This window comes from Aeromonas sp. 19NY04SH05-1 (assembly GCF_040581895.1).
Taxonomy (GTDB): Bacteria; Pseudomonadota; Gammaproteobacteria; order Enterobacterales; family Aeromonadaceae; genus Aeromonas; species Aeromonas enteropelogenes.
Genome location: NZ_CP095328.1, coordinates 4436333 through 4452121, shown reverse-complemented (window position 1 = coordinate 4452121; position 15789 = coordinate 4436333). Strand labels below are relative to the sequence as shown.

Genomic DNA, 15789 nt, shown 5'->3' with positions numbered 1-15789 from the left:
CATGTCGATAGTCCTGATTACCGGAGATCACCCCCGTCACCGCTACCTGGCGCGCCAGGTGATGGCCAGCGGCCTGCCGGTGACCTGGTTCGCCGAACGGCGGGAACACTTCACCCCGGTGCCACCGGCTCATCTGAACGGGCGCCTGGCCGCACTGTGGCAACACCACTTCCGCTTGCGTGACGAGTGCGAGCAGCACTATTTTGCCGCCCAGGGGGCACCGCTGGATGTGGCCATCAGCATCGGGCATGACGAGCTGAACGGGCCCGAGATGATCCGCAGGATCAGCCAGTTGCAGCCGATACTGCTGCTCTCCTACGGTTGCCACAAACTCTCCCCCGAGTTGCTGAACTGCTTTAACGGCATGGCGTGGAACGTACACGGCGGCCTCTCGCCCTGGTACCGTGGCTGCATCACCCACTTCTGGCCCAGCTATATGTTGGAGCCCCAGATGACGGGGATGACGTTGCACGAGACGACCGAGGCCATCGATGGTGGCAATATCCTCTACCAGACGGCCGTCACGCCTCGACGTGGCGATCGGCTGCATGATCTGGCCTGCCGGGCTGTCAGGGAGTTTTGCGATACGCTGCCCTCCGTGCTCGGAACCCTGCTGGCCCGGGAGCAACCCGTGTCAGGCATCGCCGCCACCAGCACGGGGCGCATCTGGACGGCCCGCATGTGGCAACCCCAGCATCTGGAGGTGGTATACGGCCAGTTCGAGGACAAGATAGTCGACTACTGCCTCGATTCCGGCATCGCCATGCCGCCGGCCAGGTTGCTTTGCGTCGACGGCCTCGACATGACCAGCCCTCAGCAATGAGGGTCTGCATGATGAACAACAGGGAGGCCATTGGCCTCCCTGTTGTTTTGTGGCACTCCTGAGCCGGAGCGGTTATTCCCCCTGGTTCGCCGAAGCGAACAGCCGCTCCGCGTAACGGGCCAGGCCGGCGGCAACCGAGCCGAAGTCATCGCCCCCTTCCAGCGGAATAGCCGGGAGCTTCTGGCGGATAAAGCTGGCGATCAGCGGCGAGCGGGCGCTGCCGCCGGTGACGAAGATGCGATCCGGCTGTACGCCGGCGGCGGCGATGGCCTCATCCATCAGCTCGCCGATCTTCTCCAGCAGCGGCGCCGAGGCGCAGGCCAGCTGCTCGCGATTGAGTTCTGCTGCCAGCCCTTTCTCCAGCTCGTCCAGGGATTGGCGGTTCAGATCCTGCTCCGAGAGGGCGATCTTGCCCTGCTCGGCGCGCCACACCAGCTGGTGGCTCAGCTTGTGGGCCCGCAGGTTGGCAAGGCGCGATAGCTTGCTGCCGGGCTGGCTGTCGAGCTGCAGATCTTGCAGCTGGCGGGCGGTATCCAGGCTGTAGAAGCGGCTCTGGGCGCTGACGTCGTTGATGGCGGCCGCATCCCAGAACAGGGGGTGGGGCAGCGGCTTGCCGGTCTTGAGGGTCTCGTGCATGCCGAGCAGTGGCATCATGCCTTCCACCGTCAGGCGGATGTCGAAGTCGTTGCCGCCGATGCGCTGGCCGCTGTGGCCGAGGAGATCGCCGCTGCGATCCAGCTGGTCACGATAACTCGGGCCCATGCGCAGCATGGAACAGTCTGTGGTACCGCCGCCGATATCCACCACCAGTACCACGGCATCTTCGGTGAGGCGCGCCTCGAATTCAAAACCGGCCGCCACCGGCTCGTAGAGAAATTCCACCTGCTCGAACCCGGCGAGGCGGGCCGCCTCGGTCAGGATGGCGATGGCCTGGCGGTTGCTCTCCTCCCCCGCCAGCCCCTGGAAGTTGACCGGGCGGCCGATCACCGCCTGGCGGATGGGGGCTCCGGTCTGCTGCTCAGCCTGCTGGCGAACGTGCAGCATCATGGCGCAGACGATGTCTTCGAACAGGGCAATCTGGGGGGCCTTGAGGCCATAGGCGCCGAGGAAGGATTTCGGCGACTTGATGTAATAGCCCTCGTCCGGCTCTTCCAGATAGCGCTCCAGCGCCGCGGTGCCAAAGCTGAGCTCGTCGATCAGCCCCTCTTCCCGCATCTGGCGGCGCACGCTCTGGGCCCGGGTAACCACGGGGCCGCGCAGCTTGAGGTATTCCGCCTGGCGGGTCGGGGCCAGTCCTTCGGCCAGCAGGCCCGCGATGGCATCCCGATGGGGGGCGTGCAGGGTGGAGGGGAGATAGCGAGAGGCGCCGAGATTGAGCAGCCTGGGGCTGCCTTGCTCCATCACGGCAACGGCACAGTTGGAGGTACCGTAATCAAATCCGATAAACATGGGCAGCCAGACTCCTGAATAAAAAAGGGGGGCTAGCCTACCCGATGGCGCCGGGTCTCACAACCCGGCGCAGGGTGAACAAAGGGGTTATCCCTTACTCCACCTCGTTGTCGCAGCGACCCTGGCCGTCGAGCGCCCGGATGTTGCTGAGGGTGGTATCGGCGATGGCGTGCAGCGCCTCGCGGGTCAGGAAGGCCTGGTGGCCGGTGAACAACACGTTGTGGCAGGCCGACAGACGGCGGAACACGTCATCGGTGATCACCTCGTTGGACTTGTCGGCGAAGAAGAGATCTTCCTCTTCCTCGTAGACGTCCAGCCCCAGGGCGCCGATGCGGGCGGTCTTGAGTGCCTCGATGGCGGCGTTGGAGTCGAGCAGGCCGCCCCGGCTGGTGTTGATGATCATCACCCCGTCCTTCATCTTGTCGAACGCCTCCTTGTTCAGCAGGTGGTAGTTCTCCTTGAACAACGGGCAGTGCAGGCTGATGACGTCGGACTGGCGGAACAGGGTGTCGAGATCCACGTACTCGGCCCCCAGATCGAGCGCCGCCTGGTTCTGGTACGGATCGCTTACCAGCAGCCGCATGCCGAAGCCCTTGAGAATGCGCAGGGTGGCGATGCCAATCTTGCCGGTGCCTATGATGCCGGCGGTGCGGCCATGCATGTTGAAGCCGACCAGCCCCTCCAGCGAGAAGTTGGCGTCGCGGGTGCGCTGATAGGCCTTATGGATACGGCGGTTGAGGGTCATCATCAGCCCCACCGCGTGCTCGGCGACGGCCTCCGGCGAGTAGGCCGGTACCCGCACTACCTTCATCCCCAGCTCCCTGGCGGCAGCCAGATCCACATTGTTGTAACCGGCGCAGCGCAGGGCGATGACCTTGGTGCCGTTGGCGGCCAGCTCGGTCAGAACCTCGCGATCCGCATCGTCGTTGACGAACAGGCAGACGACCGGGAAGCCGTGAGCCAGTCGGGCCGTCTTGGCCTCCAGACGAACATCGAAAAACTCCAGGTTGAAGCCGTACTGGCTGTTGGCCTGGTTGAAATGCTCTTTGTCATAGCTCTTGCTGCTGAAAACGGCGACTTTCATGTTGGAACTCCGTATCGGTTGATGGCGTCACGTTACTACAAACCGTGATCCTGATCACCATGCCCGCATGGCGTACTCACTCCAGCTCGAACGGCGGCCGGAAGGTCATCTCGTGGACGATCACGTCCGCCGGCAGGTCAAGCAGGGTGGTGATGGTGGTGGCCACGCTGGCGGGTTGCATGTAGTGAGGCTTGGCCTCGACCCGAAACGGGGTATCGACGCCGCCCGGGTAGAGGGTCGAGACCTTGATACCGTGGGGCTGGGCCTCCTTCATCATCACCTGGCTCAGGCTCGCCAGGCCGCTCTTCATAGTGCTGTAGATGCCCATGGGGGTGGGGTGGCGCAGGGCGCAGGTGCTCACCACGTTGATGATGTAACCGCTGCCGCGCGGGATCATCTCGCGCAGGGCCTCGCGTCCGAGCAGATAGGGGGCGCGCAGGTTGAGGGCGTACTGCAGCTCGAACTCTTCCAGCGTGGTGTCGGTGATCGGCGCCTTGCGCGGGTTGGCGCCGGCGTTGTTGATCAGCACATCGACCCGCCCCAGCGTTTCGCGAGCCCGCTGATAGAGGGCCATGGCCTGCGGGGGATCGGTGAGATCGGCGGTGCTGCCGAGACAGCCGGTGGCGGCCATCAGCTCGGCCAGGGCTGCCTCATTGCGGCCGGTGGCATAGACCCGGTAGCCGCGTGCGCACAGGTCGTGCACCAGGGCGTGGCCGATGCCGCTGGTGGCGCCGGTGATCAGAACGGTTTCGTACATGCTTGCCTCCTTGCGGGGATCAGCCCCAGGGCATGATGGGCACAGCGCTGACGGCGCTCTTGTAGGAGCCGTCCACCAGCTTGGTGCTGTAGGTGAGATAGACCAGCGCATTGCGCTTCTGGTCGTAAAAGCGCACCACCTTCTGCTCCTTGAACACCAGGGAGGTGCTGACGTCGAATACCTCTTCCCCCGCCTTCAGTTTCTCGGGCAGGGTGATGGGGCCGATCTGGTGGCAGGAGAGGGAGGCGTGGGACGGATCTTCCGCCAGTCCCAGCCCGCCCTTGACGCCGCCGGTCTTGGGACGCGCCAGATAGCAGGCGACGCCGTCGATTCTGGGGTCATCGAACGCCTCCACCAGGATCTTGTGGTTGGGGCCGAGCAGCTTGAACGAGGTGCTTACCTCGCCGACGGGATCGGCCTTGTCGGCGAGGGCCGGCATGGCCAGCAGGCAACCCGCCAGCAGCAGGCTCATCTTGGTCTTTTGCATATCAACTCCTGGGCGCGGTGGAGAGTGGCCAACCCGGCGTTGGAGCGGCCGCTTGCGACAAACGCCCCTTTAGCGGGGCGGATATTGCCAATATTGGGCCGGAATGCGTTGGAGCAAGGGGGTCATGTCCGGATTATCCAGCTTGATGGTGACCCGCCGATCCAGGTTGGCGCTGGCCAGCGCCTCGCGGATCCTGGGGTTCTCATTGAAGAACTTCATGAAGCTGCCGTCGGCGTAGGCCCGCTCCAACCCGGTCTGGATCGCCTTGGCCAGCTTGGGATTGTAGGGACTGACGAAGAAGAACTGGGCGAAGGGGTAGCGCAGCAGCAGGTGTTGCTCGATGGCGAGGCGGGGATATTGCTCGGCCAGTTCGCCATGCTCGGCGAAGATCTCCACCAGGCTGCGGGGGAAGAAGTCCACCTTGTCGCCGTCATTGATGAGGCGGAACAGGTTGCTGTAGCGACCCGAATAGGTAGGGATGCCGGCATTCTCCAGGATCCTGTTGTCGGCCCAGCCGACACCCTGCAATGCCTTCATCTGCTTGAGATCGGCCAGGGTGTTGACCTGGTTGAACTTCTCCTGGGCATCTTGGTGGATGAACGACAGGCGCAGCCCTTCCAGCCCGCGAAACAGCGGGATCGGGACGGCGATGAGGGCGGATTCGAGGGCGCTGGAGGTACCCATCCAGAACACATTGATCTTCTTGCCCTTGACCAGCTGCTGCTGCAGGGTGAACTGGTTGAGATCGAGTTCGACGGGGTCGATGCGAAAGGGTTGTCCGGAGCGGGTCAGGGCCAGTTCCAGCAGCTTGATCTGGTACTCCTGATCCAGGCTGTTGATGGGCCGGCTGGGGATCTTGACCTGCAGAACCTGTGCTTGTGCCAGCAGGGGCAGACACAAGCACAGCTTGATGAGCCATTTCACTCTCTGTTCTCCTCTAGAATCCGGGGCTAGCCCGGAGTCTATCAGAACTTCTCCGCGATCTTGTGGTGAAGTCATGAGCAAGGCGTTTCGCCGTCAGGCTCGCGGTTCATCGAGATGAACCGGATACCTTGGGCCGTGCAGCCTGCCCGCGATTCACCGCGGATCGCGACGGTCTACAGAGATCAGGCGACGCGGCGGAATACGTGAGTGTCGTTGAATTCCTTGGTGCTCTGGCACTCGACGCAGAAACGGGATTCTGGACGGGCCTGCAACCGCTTGAGAGAGATCTCGTCACCGCAGGATTCGCAGTAGCCGAAGTCTCCTTCGCTGATGCGCTTCAACGCGCCACGCAGTTTGCGCAGGTGCAGTTTGTCGTGCTCGATGCGGTTCAGCTCCAGACGGCGGGCCTCCTCGATACTGGCACGGTCAATTTCATCAGCCATCTCGTTGGTATCGGTGGCGATGGCCTGGCTGGCCTGGGAGTTGAGGCGTTCCTCGAGCTCGACGATCTGTTGCTCGATCTGCCCCTTGTAAAAGGCCAGTTGGTCTTCAGTCATGAAATCACACATACGATTTACTACCAGTCAGTTTACTAACCCAATTATCCCTGTTTATGGGGGCTGTCTGCCTGCAGACCAAGCCCTTGTGTCTGATTTGCACCCGAATCGTGCAAGAGAGTGCAAATCAGGGCGGGCCTTGTACCAAAAAAATGCAGCCAAGCAAAGCAAATGGGACAAGGATTGTGCGCCCTTGCAAAGAAAAGCCCATTCGGATCACTGTTCGGCCGGGTTCTGTCGCGTCCTGAACCCCCTGTTGGCACTGGCTTTGCAATGAGCTGAGTCCGGGATGAAGTGTTTAGTATTTGGTGCCGTCTTGGTCATTATATGCACCGATATTTATATTTTTTTAAACAGTTCACCTTGACATTGCCCTTGATGGCGGGCTTTTATGGTGATGTTGATTACAATTTGATAACAAGGGTGTTCCATATATTAGACACCCTTGCCAATGACAATCGAAAGTCGGGGTTTAACATGGACAGTATCAAAGGCTGGATGGAGAACAATCGCATCACGGAGGTGGAGTGCCTGTTTCCGGATTTCACCGGCAACGCCCGGGGCAAGATCATCCCAGCCAACAAGTTTCTACGCGAGGGGGGCATGCGCCTTCCCGAGGTCATCTTCACCCAGACGGTAACCGGCGAATACCCGGACGATGACAGCATGATCGACCCACTGGAGCGGGACATGCAGCTCTATCCCGATCCCAACACCATCCGCTTCGTGCCCTGGGCGCTGGAGCCGACCGCCCAGGTGATCCACGACTGCTTCGACGTCAATGGCAAGCTGATCGACATCGCCCCCCGCTCGGTACTGCGCCGGGTTCTGTCATTCTACGAGAAGCAGGGCTGGAAGCCGGTGGTGGCACCCGAGCTGGAATTCTACCTGGTGACCCGCAACGAAGATCCCGACTATCCCCTGGTGCCTCCCGTGGGACGCAACGGTCGCCCGGAGACCGCCCGCCAATCGTTCAGCATCGATGCGGTCAACGAATTCGACCCCATCTTCGAGGACATGTACGACTACTGCGAGGCTCAGGAGCTGGAGGTGGATACCCTGATCCACGAATCCGGCGCAGCCCAGATGGAGATCAACTTCCTGCACGGGGATGCCATCGATCTCGCCGACCAGGTGTTCCTGTTCAAGCGCACCATGCGGGAAGCGGCTCACCGCCACGGTATCTACGCTACCTTCATGGCCAAGCCGATGAGCAATGAGCCCGGCTCCGCCATGCACATCCACCAGAGTCTGGAGGACATGGACGGCCGCAACCTGTTCGGCACCGAGAGCGGTGGCCACTCCGAGCTGTTCATGCACTTCATCGCCGGGCTGCAGAAATACACCCCGGCGGTGACCGCCCTGCTGGCGCCGAACGTCAACTCCTACCGCCGCCTTACCTTCGGCGAGAGCGCGCCGCGCAACGTGCAGTGGGGGGTGGAGAACCGCACCTGCGGGTTGCGGGTACCCTTCTCCGAGCCCAATGCCCGCCGGGTGGAAAACCGCTTCGCCGGTGCCGATGCCAACCCCTATCTGGCGCTGGCCGCCACCCTGGCCTGCGGCTATCTCGGCATGATGGAGAAGCTGGACCCGTTGCCCGAGATGAAGTCGAGCGCCTACGAGCTGCCCTACAGCCTGCCCCGCTCGCTGGAGGAGGCGCTCAGCCATCTCGAGCAGTGCGAGCCGATCAAGGAGATGCTGGGCGAGCGCTTCACCCGCGCCTTCGTGGCGGTCAAGCGCAAGGAATACGAGACCTACTTCGGGGTGATCAGTCGCTGGGAACGGGAATTCCTGCTGCTGAACGTGTGACCCGGATGCGTGCCCGTCACGCATCCCCCCTGTGGGGAGGCTGAACCTCCCGCTCATATCGAGAGTGCTGGCAGCGCGCCAGCAGCCTCTCGATTCACGAAACAAAGCGCTTGAGTCGAAGGAACCGAGGAGCAAGAAATGCAGCACACCACCCGTGAGTGGCAGCAACTGGATGCCAGCCACCACCTGCACCCCTTTACCGATTTTCAGGCCCTGAACAAGAAGGGCAGTCGCATCATCACCAAGGCCGATGGCGTCTATCTGGAGGACTCCGACGGCAAGCGCATCCTCGACGGCATGGCGGGTTTGTGGTGCGTCAACATGGGTTATGGCCGCCAGGAGCTGGTGGATGCCGCTACCCGCCAGATGCAGCAGCTGCCCTACTACAACCTCTTCTTCCAGACTGCACACCCGCCGGTGATCGAGCTGGCCACTCTGCTGACCGAGGTGACGCCGGCCCATCTCAATCACGTCTTCTTCACCGGCTCGGGCTCCGAATGCAACGACACCGTGCTGCGTATGGTACGTCACTACTGGGCCAGCAAGGGGCAGCCCGACAAGCAGGTGATCATCAGCCGCCACAACGCCTATCACGGCTCCACCGTGGCGGGGGCGAGCCTTGGCGGCATGAAGGGCATGCATGCCCAGGGTGGCTTGCCCATCCCCGGCATAGTGCACATCGATCAGCCCTACCACTTCGGCGAGGGACAGGGGATGAGTGCCCACGAGTTCGGCCTGGAGCGTGCCCGCCAGCTGGAGAAGAAGATCCTGGAGCTGGGGGTGGACAAGGTGGCCGCCTTCATCGGCGAACCGATCCAGGGGGCCGGCGGCGTCATCATTCCGCCCGACAGCTACTGGCCCGAGATCCAGCGCATCTGCGATCAGTACGGCATCCTGCTCATCGCCGATGAAGTGATCTGCGGGTTTGGTCGCACCGGCCACTGGTTTGCCAGCGAAGGGTTTGGCATCAAACCGGATCTGATGTGCCTGGCCAAGGGGATCACCTCCGGCTATCTGCCGCTGGGTGCCGTGATGGTGAGCGATCGGGTCGCCAAGGTGCTGGTGGAGGAGGGGGGTGAGTTCAACCACGGCTTCACCTACTCGGGTCACCCGGTGGCCTGCGCTGTGGCGGTAGCCAACATCCAGCTTATGCAAAACGAGAGCATAGTTAAGCGAGTGCATGATACTATCGGCCCCTATTTGCAGCGTCGCTGGAGCGAGCTGGCCGACCATCCTCTGGTGGGCGAAACTCGCGGCAAAGGCCTGGTGGCCGCGCTGGAAATTGTCCGGGACAAGCAGACCAACCAGCGTTTTCCGGCCGAGGCAAATGCCGGAATGACGTGTCGGGAATTCTGCTTTAACAATGGCTTGGTGATGAGGGCGGTCGGCGATACCATGATTATATCGCCCCCCTTGGTCATCACCGAGGAACAGGTTGATGAATTGGTCAAACTGGCAAGGCTCAGTCTGGATCTGACTGCTGCGAAGCTGAAGGGATAGCTGGTGCCAGGCAGGTTGGCATGCGCATACAATTTGCTTAGGAGACAAGGATGATGTCTTTCAAAACGGGAGTGATCGCTGCCTCTGTGGCGTTGGTCATGGCAAGCGCCGGAGCAATGGCTGAAGAGAAGGTGTTGCACGTCTACAACTGGAGCGACTACATCGCCTCGGATACCCTGGATAACTTCCAGAAGGAGACGGGCATCAAGGTGGTCTATGACGTGTTCGACAGCAACGAGGTATTGGAAGCCAAGTTGCTGGCAGGCAAGTCTGGCTACGATATCGTGGTGCCGTCCAACCCCTTCCTGGCCAAGCAGATCAGGGCGGGCGTGTTCCAGAAGCTGGACAAGTCCAAGCTCCCCAACTGGCAAAATCTGGATGACAACCTGCTCAAGGCGCTCGAGCCTAGCGATCCGGGCAACCAGTACTCCATCCCCTATCTGTGGGGCACCATCGGCTTTGCCTACAACCCCGAGAAGGTGAAGGCCGTACTGGGTGACAAGGCCCCGGTGGATTCCTGGGATCTGGTGTTCAAGCCGGAAAACATGGCCAAACTCAAGGAGTGCGGCGTCTCCTTCCTCGACTCGCCGACCGAAATGCTGCCTGCGGCCCTGCAATATCTGGGCTTCAAGCCGGATAGCCAGAAGCCGGCCGAGCTGAAGAAGGCCGAGGAGCTGTTCCTCTCCATTCGCCCCTATACCGCTTATTTCCACTCCTCCAAGTACATTTCGGATCTGGCCAACGGCAACCTGTGTGTGGCGGTCGGTTACTCCATGGACCTGCAACAGTCCAAAGCACGTGCTGCCGAGGCCAAAAATGGTGTCGCGCTGACCTACATCATTCCGAAGGAAGGCGCTGGCAGCTTCTTTGACATGATCGCCATTCCGGCCGATGCCAAGAACGTCGAATCTGCCCATACCTTCATCAACTACCTGATGAAGCCGGAGGTGATCGCCAACATCACCAACCAGATCCAGGCCCCGAACGGCAATAAGGCTGCCACTCCGCTGGTGGATGAGGCGATCCGCACCGATCCGGGTGTCTACCCCGATGCGGCGACCCTGCAGAAGATCTACACCTTCCCGGATCTGCCGGCCAAGGTGCAGCGGACCATGACCCGCAGCTGGACCAAGATCAAGTCCGGCAAGTAAGTGACGAGTGCTCCTCCCGGTCCGCAGTTCGGCCGGGAGGATTGTGATGCCATCCCTTCGGGATGGGCCGCGCGAAGGGATGTGCAGCCGGAATACCACAAAACAGGAGAACTGACACAGTGCATACTACCAAGTTGATCACCCTTGCCCTGACCATGGGGCTGGCGAATGTGGCCCAGGCAGCCCCTGTGGTGCACTTTTACAACTGGTCCGATTATATCGGCGAGACGACCCTCAGCGATTTCCAGCAGGCGACCGGGATCAAGACCGTCTATGACGTGTTTGACTCCAACGAGACCCTTGAGGGCAAACTGCTGACGGGACGGACCGGGTACGACCTGGTGGTGCCCTCCAACAATTTCCTGGCCAAGCAGATCCAGGCGGGGGCGTTCCAGAAACTGGACAAATCCCAGCTGCCCAATCTGGCCAACCTGGACCCCGTGCTGCTCAGCCAGCTCGACAAGGTGGATCCGGGTCAGCAATACGCGGTGCCCTATCTGTGGGGAACCAATGGCATCGGCTACAACGTCGACAAGATCAAGGCGGTACTGGGGGTCGACAAGATTGACTCCTGGGCCACCATCTTTGAACCGGAAAACATGGCAAAACTCTCCCGTTGCGGCGTCGCCTTTCTCGACTCCGCCGACGAGATGATCCCCGCCGTCCTCAACTACCTCGGACTCGATCCCAACAGTCACGAACCGGCCGACATCAAGAAAGCCGAGGCCCAGCTGTTGAAGGTACGACCCTATGTGGCCTACTTCCACTCCTCCAAGTACATCGGCGATCTGGCCAATGGCGACATCTGCGTGGCGGCCGGTTTCTCCGGCGACATCCTGCAGGCGGCGGCGAGAGCCGAGGAAGCGGGCAAAGGGGTGAATATTGCCTACAGCATTCCGAAGGAGGGAGCCAACCTCTGGTTCGACATGATGGCCATCCCGGCGGATGCCCACAATGTCAAAGAAGCCCACGCCCTCATCAACTATGTCCTGCGGCCCGAGGTGATCGCCAAGATCAGCAACTATGTGGGCTATGCGAACCCCAACGCCAAGGCCGGAGAGTTCATGGATGAGGAGGTGCGCAAGGATGAGCGGGTCTACCCGCCTCAAGCGGTGCTGGAGCATCTGTTTGTGCAGGAGGCACATCCACGTGCGGTACAGCGCCAAATGACCCGGAGTTGGACGAAGATCAAGTCCGGAACCTAACCTTGGTGCCCGCTCTGGGGCGCCAGATCGCTTTTATGAATCGACCCTCTGGTCGGTGTCACGCTTGGGAGTTTGGTAATGGCGATAGCCTCCAGTGCCTACAAGAAAGCCCTCGAGGGCAGTCAGCAGCGCAAAGAAGTGCTGGTCAAGATCGATCGGGTCAGCAAGCAGTTCGATGAAACGCTGGCGGTCGACAATGTGTCGCTCAACATCCACAAGGGCGAAATCTTCGCCCTGCTCGGTGGGTCCGGTTCGGGTAAATCCACCCTGTTGCGGATGCTGGCCGGGTTCGAGCGCCCCACCGAGGGACGCCTGTTCCTCGACGGGGTCGACATCACCGACATGCCGCCCTACGAGCGCCCCATCAACATGATGTTCCAGTCCTATGCCCTGTTCCCCCACATGACGGTGGCGCAGAACATCGCCTTCGGCCTCAAGCAGGATGGCCTGCCCAAGGCCGAGATCGATGCCCGGGTGGAGGAGATGCTCAAGCTGGTGCAGATGACCCAGTATGCCCGCCGCAAGCCGCACCAGCTCTCCGGTGGTCAGCGGCAGCGGGTGGCCCTGGCTCGCTCCCTGGCCAAGCGCCCCAAGCTGCTGCTGCTGGACGAACCCATGGGGGCACTGGACAAGAAGCTGCGTTCACAGATGCAGCTGGAGCTGGTTGAGATCATCGAACGGGTCGGCGTGACCTGTGTCATGGTGACCCACGATCAGGAAGAGGCCATGACCATGGCCGAGCGGATCGCCATCATGCATCTCGGTTGCATCGAGCAGATCGGCAGCCCGATGGACATCTACGAGACCCCGGCCAGCCGGCTGGTGTGCGAGTTCATCGGCAACGTCAACCTGTTTGACGGCATGCTGGTGGAGGATGAGCAGGACCACGCCACCATCGCCTGTGCGGATCTGGAGCAGCCCATCTATGTGGGCCACGGTATCAGCTCCCGCGCCGAAAACAAGAAGGTGACCTATGCCCTGCGGCCGGAGAAGCTGCTGATGAGCCTGCAAAAACCGGTCGAGATCGAGCACCCTGATTTCAACTGGACCAAGGGCGAGGTCTATGACATCGCCTATCTGGGCGGCCACTCCGTCTATTACATTCAGCTGCCCTCGGGCAAGATCGTTCAGGCTTTCATCGCCAACGCCGAACGCCACGGCAAGCGGCCGACCTGGGATGACCAGGTGTTCCTCTACTGGGAAGATGACAGCGGCGTGGTGCTGCAATCATGAATGCATTGAAACGACTGAAGATATTGGGCGGGCGCCAGTTGGTGATCGGCATCCCGTTCTTCTGGCTGTTCCTGTTCTTCCTGCTGCCCTTCATCATCGTAGTGAAGATAAGCTTCGCCGAAGCAGATGTGGCGATCCCGCCTTACACCGATGTGGTGAGCTGGGCCGACAACCAGCTCACCATACTGCTCAACATGGGCAACTACCTGTTGTTGCGGGAAGATGAGCTCTATATCGCGGCCTATCTCGGCTCCCTCAAGATGGCCTTCATCAGCACCCTGCTCTGTCTGCTCATCGGCTACCCGATGGCCTATGCCATCGCCCGGGCCAACAAGGAGACCCAGACCGTTCTGCTGCTGCTCATCATGATGCCGACCTGGACCGCGATCCTGATCCGGGTCTACGCCTGGATGGGCATCCTCAGCAACAATGGCCTGCTCAACAGCCTGCTGATGGGGATAGGCCTCATCGACGAGCCGCTGCAGATCCTCAACACCAACCTGGCGGTCTACATCGGCATCGTTTACTCCTACCTGCCGTTCATGGTGCTGCCGCTCTATGCCAACCTGGTCAAGCATGACCAGAGCCTGCTGGAGGCGGCTTCCGATCTCGGTGCCCGCAACCTCACCCGTTTCTGGCAGATCACGGTACCGCTCTCCAAGAACGGCATCATCGCCGGCTGCATGCTGGTGTTCATCCCTGTGGTGGGCGAGTTCGTGATTCCGGAACTGCTGGGCGGCCCCGAGACTTTGATGATTGGTAAAGTGCTGTGGCAGGAGTTCTTCAACAACCGCGACTGGCCGGTGGCCTCTGCCCTGGCGGTGGTGATGCTGGCGGTGCTGATCGTCCCCATCATTCTGTTCAACCGCAACCAGGCCAAAGAGCTGGAGGGTAAAGCATGAAGCGCTTCGGTTTTGCCAAATTGATGCTGTGGCTGGGGCTGCTGTTCATCTACCTGCCCATGGTCATCATGGTGATCTACTCCTTCAACGCCTCCAAGCTGGTGACCGTATGGGGTGGCTGGTCGCTCAAGTGGTACTTCGGCCTGCTGGACAACAAGCAGCTGATAGGCTCAGTGCTGCGCTCGCTGGAGATCGCCTTCTACACCGCGATTGCGGCGGTGGCACTGGGGACGGTGGCGGCCTTTGTGCTGACCCGGATCCCTCACTTCCGCGGCCGGACCATGTTCGGCGGCATGGTGACGGCACCGTTGGTGATGCCCGAGGTGATCACCGGTCTCTCCCTGCTGCTGTTGTTCGTGGCCATGGCCCAGCTGGTGGGCTGGCCCGCCGAGCGGGGCATGGTGACCATCTGGATTGCCCACACCACCTTCTGTACCGCCTATGTGGCGATTGTGGTGTCGGCCAGGTTGCGGGAACTGGATCTCTCCATCGAGGAGGCGGCCATGGATCTGGGGGCCAAGCCCTGGAAGGTGTTCTTCCTGATCACCATCCCGATGATCGCCCCCTCGCTGGCGGCGGGCGGCATGATGTCGTTTGCCCTGTCGCTGGATGACCTGGTGCTGGCGAGCTTTGTCTCCGGCCCGGGCTCGACCACGTTGCCGATGGAGGTCTTCTCGGCGGTGCGTCTCGGCGTGAAACCCGAGATCAATGCGGTGGCCAGCCTGATCCTGCTGTCGGTATCCCTGTTCACCTTTGGCAGCTGGTATCTGATGGCCAAGGCGGAGAAACGCCGCCGCGCCGAGATCGCCATGACAGCCCAGATGCAGGCTGTCGCCTGACCTCGTGTTAAGATCCGCCTACTCTCGTCAATTCGGAGGATGAGTATGCGGATCTCTCTCTTTACTGGCCGTGGCGCCGAACTGGTGCCCGGTCTCACGACAGCCATCCACAAACACCCCGCCACGGCGCCGCTGTTTTGCGGTCAGTTCGGACTGGAGGGGGATGAGCAAAGCGATCAACGTCATCATGGCGGCCCGGATCGGGCGCTGCACTACTATCCCGCCGATCACTACCCCTGGTGGCAGACCTGGCAAACCGCGCTGGGCTTGCCTGCACCCAAAACGCCATGGCAACCCGCCGCCTTTGGCGAGAACCTCTCCGGTGTCGGGCTGACCGAAGCACAGGCCTGCATCGGCGATGTCTATCGACTCGGCGAGGCGCTGATCCAGATAAGCCAGCCCAGATCGCCCTGTTTCAAACTCAACCAGCGCTTTGGTTACGGTCAGATGTCCCAGGTGATGCAGCTCAGTGGTCGCTGTGGCTGGTTGCTGCGGGTGCTGGAGGAGGGCATGGTCGCACCGGATCAGACTCTGGAGCTGGTGGACAGGCCCTATCCAGAGCTGACGGTGAAGCGCACCGCCGATATCCTGCTCAATCAGGTCCGCAACGAAGCCGATCTACTGCTGTTGCTGGAGAACCCGGCACTGTCGCCCAACTGGCGTCAGAATGCGGCCAGCTGGCTGGAGCACGGGATGGTGGCTGACTGGCGACTCCGTTTACTGGGGCCCGAATCGCTGCAGTTGCCTTGAGCCCGGTTGCCGGAATGTCACTACTTGGCTGCATTCCGGTAAACACGCGCGTAAAACGCTGAATAGTTGAGCGAGCAGCACTTTTTTTCCCTTTTAATGCAAAAAAGGCTTGTGTCGGGTCGGGGCTTTCGGTAAATTCCCGTCCCGCAGACATCGGTGTGTAGCGCAGCTTGGTAGCGCACTTCGTTCGGGACGAAGGGGTCGGAGGTTCGAATCCTCTCACACCGACCACATTTGAAAAGGCCGCTCAATGAGCGGCCTTTTCGCATTTCTACTCTCCCCCTTTTCTTCTCTCTGCCAGCCGGCACTTCTCTTTCCT

At 61.1% G+C, this 15789-nt stretch carries 15 protein-coding genes and 1 tRNA gene; 10 read left to right on the top strand and 6 right to left on the bottom strand.

Annotated elements, in window-relative coordinates; genetic code table 11:
• The first annotated feature begins 1 nt into the window (after window position 1).
• On the top strand, window positions 2–823 hold the full coding sequence (locus tag MRK42_RS20600) for a formyl transferase (protein WP_354688626.1): 822 nt from the start codon (window positions 2–4) through the stop codon (window positions 821–823).
• Between the two features lie 72 nt (window positions 824–895).
• Here MRK42_RS20600 and yegD read toward each other — a convergent pair whose 3' ends face one another.
• The 6 genes from yegD to MRK42_RS20570 all read right to left on the bottom strand — a co-directional run bounded on the left by yegD (window position 896) and on the right by MRK42_RS20570 (window position 6093).
• On the bottom strand, window positions 896–2272 hold the full coding sequence (gene yegD / locus MRK42_RS20595) for a molecular chaperone (protein WP_354688625.1): 1377 nt from the start codon (window positions 2270–2272) through the stop codon (window positions 896–898).
• A 94-nt stretch (window positions 2273–2366) separates the two neighbouring features.
• Window positions 2367–3356 carry a 2-hydroxyacid dehydrogenase gene (locus MRK42_RS20590; RefSeq protein ID WP_124239655.1) on the bottom strand — a complete coding sequence of 330 codons (990 nt, stop codon included), beginning with the start codon at window positions 3354–3356 and terminating at the stop codon, window positions 2367–2369.
• Between the two features lie 76 nt (window positions 3357–3432).
• Window positions 3433–4113: an SDR family oxidoreductase gene (locus MRK42_RS20585; RefSeq protein WP_354688624.1), complete on the bottom strand. Its 681-nt coding sequence runs from the start codon at window positions 4111–4113 to the stop codon at window positions 3433–3435.
• A gap of 19 nt (window positions 4114–4132) precedes the next feature.
• Window positions 4133–4600 carry a CreA family protein gene (locus tag MRK42_RS20580; RefSeq protein WP_026457162.1) on the bottom strand — a complete coding sequence of 156 codons (468 nt, stop codon included), beginning with the start codon at window positions 4598–4600 and terminating at the stop codon, window positions 4133–4135.
• 69 nt (window positions 4601–4669) lie between these two features.
• Window positions 4670–5524 carry a hypothetical protein gene (locus tag MRK42_RS20575; RefSeq protein WP_354688623.1) on the bottom strand — a complete coding sequence of 285 codons (855 nt, stop codon included), beginning with the start codon at window positions 5522–5524 and terminating at the stop codon, window positions 4670–4672.
• 182 nt (window positions 5525–5706) lie between these two features.
• Window positions 5707–6093 (bottom strand): TraR/DksA C4-type zinc finger protein, encoded by a 387-nt coding sequence (locus MRK42_RS20570; RefSeq protein ID WP_026457164.1) that lies wholly within the window; start codon window positions 6091–6093, stop codon window positions 5707–5709.
• Between the two features lie 465 nt (window positions 6094–6558).
• Here MRK42_RS20570 and MRK42_RS20565 point away from each other — a divergent pair, with 465 nt between their 5' ends.
• From MRK42_RS20565 to MRK42_RS20525, 9 genes are all read left to right on the top strand, one after another.
• Window positions 6559–7890 carry a glutamine synthetase family protein gene (locus MRK42_RS20565; RefSeq protein WP_042027284.1) on the top strand — a complete coding sequence of 444 codons (1332 nt, stop codon included), beginning with the start codon at window positions 6559–6561 and terminating at the stop codon, window positions 7888–7890.
• Between the two features lie 138 nt (window positions 7891–8028).
• On the top strand, window positions 8029–9390 hold the full coding sequence (locus MRK42_RS20560) for an aspartate aminotransferase family protein (protein WP_061477058.1): 1362 nt from the start codon (window positions 8029–8031) through the stop codon (window positions 9388–9390).
• A 53-nt stretch (window positions 9391–9443) separates the two neighbouring features.
• Window positions 9444–10541: a polyamine ABC transporter substrate-binding protein gene (locus MRK42_RS20555; RefSeq protein ID WP_082043388.1), complete on the top strand. Its 1098-nt coding sequence runs from the start codon at window positions 9444–9446 to the stop codon at window positions 10539–10541.
• Window positions 10542–10660: 119 nt separating this feature from the next.
• Window positions 10661–11746 carry a polyamine ABC transporter substrate-binding protein gene (locus MRK42_RS20550; protein WP_026457328.1) on the top strand — a complete coding sequence of 362 codons (1086 nt, stop codon included), beginning with the start codon at window positions 10661–10663 and terminating at the stop codon, window positions 11744–11746.
• 78 nt (window positions 11747–11824) lie between these two features.
• Entirely contained in the window at window positions 11825–12979 is a 1155-nt protein-coding gene (potA, locus tag MRK42_RS20545; RefSeq protein WP_354688622.1) for a polyamine ABC transporter ATP-binding protein, read from the top strand.
• Window positions 12976–13881, top strand: a complete 906-nt coding sequence (locus MRK42_RS20540; RefSeq protein WP_042027291.1) for an ABC transporter permease subunit — start codon at window positions 12976–12978, stop codon at window positions 13879–13881. The genes potA and MRK42_RS20540 overlap by 4 nt, the downstream gene beginning before the upstream one ends.
• Window positions 13878–14720, top strand: a complete 843-nt coding sequence (locus tag MRK42_RS20535) for an ABC transporter permease subunit (protein ID WP_026457636.1) — start codon at window positions 13878–13880, stop codon at window positions 14718–14720. Before MRK42_RS20540 ends, MRK42_RS20535 begins: the two co-directional genes overlap by 4 nt.
• Before the next feature lie 45 nt (window positions 14721–14765).
• Window positions 14766–15470, top strand: a complete 705-nt coding sequence (locus MRK42_RS20530) for an MOSC domain-containing protein (protein ID WP_354688621.1) — start codon at window positions 14766–14768, stop codon at window positions 15468–15470.
• Window positions 15471–15624: 154 nt separating this feature from the next.
• Window positions 15625–15701 (top strand) — tRNA-Pro (locus MRK42_RS20525).
• Window positions 15702–15789: the final 88 nt, after the last annotated feature.